The organism is Azospirillum melinis, from assembly GCF_013340935.1.
GTDB lineage: Bacteria > Pseudomonadota > Alphaproteobacteria > Azospirillales > Azospirillaceae > Azospirillum > Azospirillum melinis.
The window spans coordinates 1-5,025 of record NZ_WHOS01000125.1 but is presented as its reverse complement, the minus strand read 5'-3'; the positions used below and the strand labels follow the sequence as shown (position 1 = coordinate 5,025).

Below are 5,025 nucleotides of genomic sequence, written 5' to 3'. Positions count from 1 at the left end.
TCAAGCCGCCCAAACTGCTCCACCGTCAACCAGAACTGACCGTCGCTCATCGCAAAGCCCCTTTCCAGGGCGTTGAATCACAACGGCTCACTGACGGAAAGGCTCTTTATGGGTCCGTACCCTAACGCTTAGACGATGCCGGCGACGCTCGGCCCGCCGCCGTGGGGAGTTACAGTGTGCGCTGCTGTCCCGCGGCTGGAATGCGGTCGATGTGCGGTGGTCCCGCTACAGTTTACCGGCTGTGCTGCGGTCGAAGTGCGGCTGAGGCGCTGCGGTTTCGCGGCGGATGCGCGGTCGAATCGAGGCACGCCATGGCACCCCAGCGGATCGCCGACGCGTCTCACGGGATGGCGTGGCGCCATGGCGTCTACGGCAGGAACATCACGATAATCGCTTTGAAGCGCCTGCCGAGTGGCTGTGATATCGTTGGTTTCCAGGCGCGCGCTTGGCTCCGCCAGAAAACCCGAATCAGCCGTGATGGTTCGCTGGAGATCGTTCCCAGCCAAAACGAAATTTTTGGAGAGATGTGGGGTCGGCAAAAACAGGCAAGGAAGATTTATCAGTTAAATCAACGCCCTAGCCAAGCAAGGTGGCGAAGGGGATGGGCTTCGAACCCATGATAGGGCTTTAAACCCTATGACGGTTTAGCAAACCGAAACCGACCGCCACCACTCTGTTAGAGATGTGGTAGAAACACTGAGTTTCCAACGTCTTCGAACAACGCAACGCACGTGGTGCGCGAGACCGGATGCGGCCCGCGACGGCACAAAAGTCGGCACAGCTGACGACATTTTCGTTCTCAACCCGCTCACACCCTCCCCATGCACTTGCACGGATCAATCCAGCGCATTTAACGCGCCACCCCCTTGACCTTCTCGAAGGTGCGGTACGCCCCCAAGCCCAGCATCGGCACCAACAGCCCCATCAGCGTGCTAGTATCGATCTGCGGCATCGGCGTGCCGGGCGACCAGATCGACAGGCCCCAGCCCATGAGCGGATAGCCGACGATCTGGACCAGCAGGCCGAGCACGCAGACCCAGCCGACAGCCGGTCGCCAACCGCTGACGAACAGCGACGGGTTGGCAGCCTCAGCCGCGTTGACGTCGAGCTGCGCAGAGTCCCCGGCCTGATGCATGGCGATCAGTTGCGCATTCGCCGACGCCGCGACCTTTGCCTTGGCATATGGGTAGGGAATGCTGTCGAGCAGGTTGGCAATGATGGGGGCAGCCGTGATCAAGGAGATGGCTACAGCCATAAGGGCTTCCCTGCGGACAAAAAATTCCGAGCGGGATGCTTGGTGGTGCCCACCGCTAAAAATTGCATAAATTAATTTACTGGAATTTAAGCACGCCAAAAAATGGTGTTGACTCATTAAGGTTGCAAACTGTAAATCTTTTTTGCTCTTAGCGAGCAAATTTGCCTTCAACTCTATTATTAACCTTTTGCGGTTAATGCATCAAAATGGAGCAGAATATGGCCGGTATCTTGCAAGCGCTTCTGGCGTTTTTTCCCGTCGGAGTACCCGCAGCGGTCGTGAATGGGCTCCCGGCGGCCATCGCTGCCGGCAAGTCGGAAGTTACGACTTTGCTGCTAGAGGCTGGACTTTCCGATACAGTAGCAGCGGGGGCTGCAGACGCGGTAATGGTTGCAGCCGCAGCGGCTGCAGCTTAAACGCTTAATGTACCGGCACCTTCCTTTTATTCAAACTACCGAAGGCAGGTGCCGGCATTGACATTCGTACGGTTTCTTAGCTTTGCTAAATTTTTTATTTATCTGTAATTATTTGCTTTTGCTCAGCAAAGCATTCATACCTAACAAGGTGCACGCCCCTCTCGTCCGGCAAAGTCCAAAAAATTGTCTGTCCCGGTTCCGAAAAGCGGCCTGAGTATCGACCTTCCGCAAGAGAGAGTCGGTCAGTTGCGCATCAAGGAGGCCGTCCATATCGGTGGCGCACTGAAGAAGTCGGTCGAGGGTGTCAGGTATGAGGGGCCCTGGCCGGGAAAAGCAGCGTAGTGACCGTCCACTGCGAGCGACCCCATAACATTACGCCCCGCCGCCGATCTCCCGCGCCGCCTGATCCGCATGCAGGATGATGTCGCGTGCGGCCAACGGCACTATGTAGGCGGTCGCCGACGAGACGGCGGTCACGCCATAGGCCAGCACATCGCCCGGGATGTCGACGCCGGCATACTGGCGCAGCGCGGCACCAGCGGTGGGGGCCACAACGCCAGCGAGGCCAGAGGCCCAGACCTTGCGGGCCGGGATCAGGGAAGCCATTCGGAAAGCCATGACGGTTGCCCCTCCTTTTGGGCACGAAAAAGCCCGCGGCCAGGATGGCGCGGGCGGACAGATGGATCGGTGATGGAGCTGGTCAGGTATCCATGAACTCGGCCAGCCGGTTGAGCCAGCCGGCAGCGTTCAGGGCATCGTTCTCAGTACGGCCGCGCTTGCTGGCGCGAACGATGACGATCTGCCCATAGAGCCTTAATGGCTGAAAAACCAAAAGACGACACGCATCGCGAGCACAAGAAATCCCGTTACAACAATACCCATGAGAGCGTCTGTTGCTTCCATGCTGGAGCCTGACCAGATCAAATAGCCGACTAGAAATAGCCCGATTAAAAGACCGATAAAAAACCACCGAAGAAAATGGTTACCAAGCAGGATATCCCAGAGGGTCTCAATCAGGTCAACCATAGCATCCACCCCCTTAGACACACGAATAAGGGTACCTGATGGCATAATTCTGGTCAAATTGGCGTCACACCTCCATGAACTCAGCGAGGCGGTTGAGCCAACCGGCGGCGTTGAGCGTCTGATCGTCGGTGCGACCCCGCTTCCGCGCATCGCCCGAGATCAGGCCACCGTAGAAGCACATGCGAGCCACGAAGACCGCGCACCGCAGCCCAGCCGCATCGGCGCCGTTGACCGCGGCCAGCGTCTTGGGACCGACGGTGCCGTCCACCTTCAGGAGTAGCCGGCCGGCAAGATCGTTGACCGCATCCTGCAACCATGTTCCGGCGCGGGCTGGGCCGTGGTTCACACCACTGTCAATGACCAGGGCGCGCAGGGTGTCGTCGGCGATGCCGGCGAAACCGGGCTCCTCGATGTAGCGGGCGCGGTAGATCGCCCGCACCTCGTCCAGGGCGGCGACATCGGTCGCCGTGACCGGGCGCTTCCGCCAGCTCGTCAGCGTCGCCAGCGTGATGCCGCCCTTCGTCGAGCCGCCGCGGTCGCTGGACCGGTCGGTGTAGCGCGGCCAGCCCTCTCGACGGAGGATGGTGTCGATGATCGCTTCGGTGGTTTTCGTCACCATGGTTCAAACTCCTGGCATGAAAAAGGCCGCTCGCGGGGGCCGGTCGTTGGAGTGTTGTCGCGGCGTCAGTCGGGCCAGCCGGCCAGTTCATCCACCGTGGCGGGGTCGGCGGCAGTGAGGGCAGCGTCCTTCAGGTCGCACGCGTGCTGGACGGTAGCGGAATAGGCGAGCGCGACCGCCGCAGCCAAGGCGACCCCGTCGGCCGGCGTCGGCAGCGGCAGGCGGGTGTTGTCGATGGCGATCCAGCCCTTGGCGTAATCGTCCGGCCAGTCGGGCAGCGCGCCCAGCTCCAGCCGGCGGTCGCGCTCGGCGTCGATGGCCCGGACCTTTGCGGTGCGCGCGGCGGCGATCTCCCCCTCGTGTTCGGCATCGGAGAGGTCGACCAGACGATAAGCCACCTCGACCGCGTCGGGTCCGACGATCCACTCGGCCATAGGCCGTTGCTCGGCGCGCTTGCCCGGCGCTACAGGCGGAACATCGATCAGCGGCAGGACTTTCCAGCCGGGGCACATTTCCGTCCAATCGACCGCGCTCCAGAGGCTCCAGGCGGCAGCCGGATGCAAAACCGCGTCGTCACCTTCACCGAAGTAAAACGCCGTCGGGGTGTAGACTGGCTGGAAGACTCCGTCACCCTTGACGATGATCGCTGGTGTCCGCATTTACGCCTCCACAGGAACGGGCATCAAGCCCATGGGATAGGTGATTGCGCCGCCGGTATATCCACGCGAGGCATTGGTAAGCCGAAACTGCAACAACTTTCCCCAAAGCTGTGCGGCGTCATCCCACGCACGGCTGCCGATAGACGGAGCGGGGGGTGTTGCGCCAGAACCCGGATCGGTGCGCCATCGAAGGTTTTGCGTATACCCTGAGACATACAGTTTACGCGCGTTATTTACATAGACTTGCAGCACGCCGTCTTTACGATCCAGCACCAGGGTATTAATTGCACCGCTCACGCCCCAACTTGCATCATAAGCTTCACCGTAGTAACTGCCTGACTCTGCGCGAGAAATAACCGAGCCGTTATATCTGCCGTCTACCGACATAACGGCCGCGTCAAAGCAGATGAACTTTGCAGTATAATCAGGCGTCGTCGCGTCACTTTTCCACGCCATTTCTATGCAAAAATCACCAGCCACATTGATTGTTGTCGGAATTAGCAGGTGATTTCCCGACGCGGGCTGAATGCTGACGGAAGCTCCGCCGGTCCACGCAGTGTAGGGGTCAATCCCCACAGTGCCTGTGCACGTCAGCAGATGCTTATTCTTGCTCTTGTCGCCCACTTGGGTTTCGCCCGCAAGAGGCTGAATGAGCAACACCGTCTGGCTGAACAACGGATCGGTGCTGACCAAATCGCCGCCGCTCATAAAGTGTGCCGCCTGATTGAGCATCACCGGTAATCCTTTCCAACAACGGTATCGATCTCCGTACCGGAATACTGTTCCAGAACGATCTTATCCCGCGCGTTTGCCGCTGTAGAAAGCGCAATGCCGGAATTTCCCTTTGTCTTGAAGAACGTCCCAACGGAAATTGTCCGGCCTCCAACGCCGTCTTGCTTCGCGTTGACGATGACTGTTTGACCGTTAGCCCGGATCATTCATCAGCGCTTTGGAACGGCTGCCCGAAGGCGCGTCGATGGGTGGCGCCAACGGCGCGGCATGACGGGGCTGGAGGGTTGCGGGGACAGGTTCGTTCGGGGGCACGTCGCC

Annotated in this window: 7 protein-coding genes; all 7 read right to left on the bottom strand. The window is 59.7% G+C overall.

The window, feature by feature from the left end; all coding sequences use genetic code 11:
• Nucleotides 1-850: 850 nt before the first annotated feature.
• A complete protein-coding gene (locus GBZ48_RS35565) occupies nucleotides 851-1,255 on the bottom strand; it encodes a 3TM-type holin (RefSeq protein ID WP_174475332.1) in 405 nt (134 codons plus the stop codon).
• Nucleotides 1,256-2,043: 788 nt separating this feature from the next.
• Nucleotides 2,044-2,289: a hypothetical protein gene (locus GBZ48_RS35560; protein WP_174475331.1), complete on the bottom strand. Its 246-nt coding sequence runs from the start codon at nucleotides 2,287-2,289 to the stop codon at nucleotides 2,044-2,046.
• A gap of 195 nt (nucleotides 2,290-2,484) precedes the next feature.
• The gene (locus tag GBZ48_RS35555) at nucleotides 2,485-2,697 is read right to left on the bottom strand and encodes a hypothetical protein (protein WP_174475330.1); all 213 of its coding nucleotides are present in this window, start codon (nucleotides 2,695-2,697) and stop codon (nucleotides 2,485-2,487) included.
• Nucleotides 2,698-2,761: 64 nt separating this feature from the next.
• A complete protein-coding gene (locus GBZ48_RS35550) occupies nucleotides 2,762-3,316 on the bottom strand; it encodes a glycoside hydrolase family 108 protein (protein ID WP_174475329.1) in 555 nt (184 codons plus the stop codon).
• 65 nt (nucleotides 3,317-3,381) lie between these two features.
• On the bottom strand, nucleotides 3,382-3,975 hold the full coding sequence (locus GBZ48_RS35545) for a DUF4376 domain-containing protein (RefSeq protein WP_174475328.1): 594 nt from the start codon (nucleotides 3,973-3,975) through the stop codon (nucleotides 3,382-3,384).
• Nucleotides 3,976-4,707: a hypothetical protein gene (locus GBZ48_RS35540; protein ID WP_174475327.1), complete on the bottom strand. Its 732-nt coding sequence runs from the start codon at nucleotides 4,705-4,707 to the stop codon at nucleotides 3,976-3,978.
• Nucleotides 4,707-4,913, bottom strand: a complete 207-nt coding sequence (locus GBZ48_RS35535) for a hypothetical protein (protein WP_174475326.1) — start codon at nucleotides 4,911-4,913, stop codon at nucleotides 4,707-4,709. The genes GBZ48_RS35540 and GBZ48_RS35535 overlap by 1 nt, the downstream gene beginning before the upstream one ends.
• Nucleotides 4,914-5,025: the final 112 nt, after the last annotated feature.

Coding starts and splice junctions, on each gene's coding strand:
- GBZ48_RS35565 (WP_174475332.1), bottom strand. CDS start 1,255: ATGGCTGTAGCCATCTCCTTGATCACGGCTGCCCCCATCATTGCCAAC.
- GBZ48_RS35560 (WP_174475331.1), bottom strand. CDS start 2,289: ATGGCTTTCCGAATGGCTTCCCTGATCCCGGCCCGCAAGGTCTGGGCC.
- GBZ48_RS35555 (WP_174475330.1), bottom strand. CDS start 2,697: ATGGTTGACCTGATTGAGACCCTCTGGGATATCCTGCTTGGTAACCAT.
- GBZ48_RS35550 (WP_174475329.1), bottom strand. CDS start 3,316: ATGGTGACGAAAACCACCGAAGCGATCATCGACACCATCCTCCGTCGA.
- GBZ48_RS35545 (WP_174475328.1), bottom strand. CDS start 3,975: ATGCGGACACCAGCGATCATCGTCAAGGGTGACGGAGTCTTCCAGCCA.
- GBZ48_RS35540 (WP_174475327.1), bottom strand. CDS start 4,707: ATGCTCAATCAGGCGGCACACTTTATGAGCGGCGGCGATTTGGTCAGC.
- GBZ48_RS35535 (WP_174475326.1), bottom strand. CDS start 4,913: ATGATCCGGGCTAACGGTCAAACAGTCATCGTCAACGCGAAGCAAGAC.